Origin of the sequence: Crocinitomix catalasitica ATCC 23190, assembly GCF_000621625.1 — a bacterium.
Taxonomy (GTDB): Bacteria; Bacteroidota; Bacteroidia; order Flavobacteriales_D; family Crocinitomicaceae; genus Crocinitomix; species Crocinitomix catalasitica.
Map to the genome: position 1 here is coordinate 1 of NZ_JHXV01000066.1, position 1,390 is coordinate 1,390.

1 protein-coding gene is annotated in these 1,390 nt (G+C 41.9%); it reads right to left on the reverse strand.

Annotated elements, in window-relative coordinates:
* A partial coding sequence (locus T367_RS23085; RefSeq protein ID WP_035845775.1) for a PKD domain-containing protein occupies positions 1 to 1,390 on the reverse strand: 1,390 nt, incomplete at both ends.

The following is a 1,390-nucleotide window of genomic DNA, read 5'->3' on the forward strand; positions in this document are numbered from 1 at the left end:
GATTCGCTGAGGATCCAATCGCCGGGTAGGTAATTGAAATTCCAGAAAAAAGTAGTGTCGGATAAAGGGTTGTTAGGATTTGCAAAGTGCTGTGAGGTATTGGTGTAGTGGGTTTTCACGTTAGCTGTGCCTTTATAATTGCTGGTGAATTGTGGTGAGGTGATGTCGAAATTAGCTTTTGGGTTTAAAGAATCTACCGTAAGAATTTCGGTGAGTTCACAACCGTGTTCGTCGGTTGCGGTAATTTGATAATCGCCAGGATTTAAACTTCCCCAAGTGGAATGATCATCGGTTTCGCCTGTGGTTAAGTTGGTCCATAAATAAGTATAATGTGGTGTACCGCCAGCCATCGCTACTTTTACAACCCCATTTCCATTTTGGTAGTTGTATAATCTACAATAGGCAGGTTCGTAACCTACCTCTGCGAAGTAAATCGAATCGGGTTGGTCGATCATAAAAGTGAAGGATTTAGCACAACCATTTTCATCAATGACGTTGATCACATGCTCTCCTGCACCTAATCCGCCTGCAGAATCTTCTGCGATGCCACTTAAACCCACAGGACTCCAATTGTAGTTGACTAATCCTAAATCACCAGTTGCATTAAAGACTTCATCAACTATTGCATAACCTGTTTTGTCGCCATAACAAAGCGGATCGACAGTAGTTAAATCTATATCCAATTCGGCAGGTTCGTTTAAAGTGATGGACCCGCTGCCCGAACATTCGCTATCGTCTGTAACCGTGTAAGTATAAGTCCCAGCGCCGAGGCTATTCGCTGCATTACTATTATCAATATTCTTCAATTCACCGTCTGCATTTTTAATTTCGAACAGCAAATCCTCACCTCCGCCTTCTACACTAATAATAATCGAACCATCTGATAATCCAAAACAGGTCGGTTCGTTTGAAATGATATCCAAAGGAATGCCATTGGTCATGGTGATGGTTTTGGTTGTGGTTGCTGAGCATCCTCCCGTTCCGGTGACGGTTAAGGTGATCGTATAAGTTCCAATTGCGTCATAGGTATGTGTTGGATTTTCATCAGTTGACGTTCCACCATCTCCAAAATTCCAATTCCAGCTAATGATTTCACTAGGTGGCATTACAGTTGAAATATCATTAAACTGAACAGGATTGATAATACAACCACCCGTGCTTCCTTCTTCAGAAGACGCACCACCGGCAATAAATTCTATGTTCGCATTTGGAATATCGTAAACAATTACTTCGTACGAGGTGGTATCATTACAAGAAATTTCACTGTGCCCAATTAAGGTAACGGTGTATGTTCCTGCTTCATCATAAACATGACTGGGATTTTCATCTTCAGAAGATTCACCATCTCCAAAATCCCATTCCCAAGTGGGATCATCATCTTCAGACCAAG